Here is a 1375-nt window from a genome sequence, read left to right on the forward strand (position 1 = left end):
GGGGTCTATCTCGTGATCGGTGTTTCCGGCGTTGTTGATCAGTAGGTTTCGGCTCCCGGCCAGCGGTCACCGAAAGTGATGACGAAGGCGTTGATCACTGGCTTCCAACGCATCGTCCATCGAGCGCGGCCTGTCCCGGTCGGGTCCAGGCTGCGGGTCACAAGGTACAGGCACTTCATCGCGGCCTGCTCGGTCGGGAAATGCCCGCGTGCGCGAACCGCCCACCGGTAGCGGGCGTTCAGCGACTCGATCGCGTTCGTGGAGCAGATCATCGCCCGTATCTCGACGTCGTAGTCGAGGAACGGCGTGAACTCATTCCAAGCGTTGCGCCATAGGCGAATTACCGCCGCGTGCTTCGCGCCCCATTTCTCTTCGAATTCATCCAAGGCCGCCGCGGCGGCGTCCGGACTGGGAGCGGTGTAGATGGGCTTGATGTCGCGTTTCACCGCCTCCCAGTCCCGCCGGGACACGAGCCGGAAGGTGTTACGGATCAGGTGAACAATGCAGGTCTGAACAACAGTGTGCGGCCACACGTTCGTCACGACGTCGGGTAGGCCTTTGAGGCCGTCGCAGACGAGGAAGAACACGTCCCGGACGCCACGGTTCTTCAGGTCGATCAGCACGCTCATCCAGAACTTAGCGCCCCCGCCGCCGGTGCCCATCAACAGGCCCAGGACGTCCTTGTGTCCGTCGATGGTGACGCCGATGGCGGCGTAGACGGGTCGGTTGGCGACCTGGCCGTCCCGGACCTTGACGTGGATAGCGTCGATGAACACGGCCACATACACCGCGTCCAGCGGGCGGTTGGCCCAGTCCTGCATCTCGGCGACGACCTTGTCGGTGATCCGTGAGATCGTCTCCTTGCTCACCGATGCTCCATAGATCTCGGCGAAATGCGCCGAGATATCCCCGGTCGTCATTCCCTTCGCATACAACGACAGCACGATCTCGTCCACCTCGGCGAGCCGACGCTGCCGCTTGCGCACGATCTGCGGTTCGAACGTGCTCTCCCGGTCCCGCGGCACGTTGATGTCGACCTCGCCGGCGGCGTCGGAGACCACCGTTTTCGGGCGGGTGCCGTTGCGCACGTTCGTCGACTCCCGGTCCGGGTCGGCCTGGTTCTTCTCATGCCCGAGGTGCTCGGTCATCTCCTCGTTGAGGGCGGTTTCCAGCACGTTCTTGGTGAACAGCCTCAGCAGCCCGTCCGGGCCGGTCAACGCCAGCCCCCGGGCCTTCGCCTCGGCCACCATCGCCGCCGCAGCGGCCTGCTCCGGCGACAGCTCCCGCGCCGGCTTGGACTCACGCTTGCGTGGACTCACAAGCTCCGATGTCATCACTCACCGTGCCCATCCCGCCGGACTTCAGCCCGGCGTGT

The 1375-nt window shown here is 64.7% G+C and carries 1 protein-coding gene; it reads right to left on the reverse strand.

Annotated features, from left to right (window positions below; all coding sequences use genetic code 11):
- Positions 1-38 precede the first annotated feature (38 nt).
- Positions 39-1334 (reverse strand): IS256 family transposase, encoded by a 1296-nt coding sequence (locus AB0M83_RS48560; protein WP_364529649.1) that lies wholly within the window; start codon positions 1332-1334, stop codon positions 39-41.
- Positions 1335-1375: the final 41 nt, after the last annotated feature.

Origin of the sequence: Amycolatopsis sp. NPDC051106, assembly GCF_040682775.1 — a bacterium.
Classification (GTDB): domain Bacteria; phylum Actinomycetota; class Actinomycetes; order Mycobacteriales; family Pseudonocardiaceae; genus Amycolatopsis.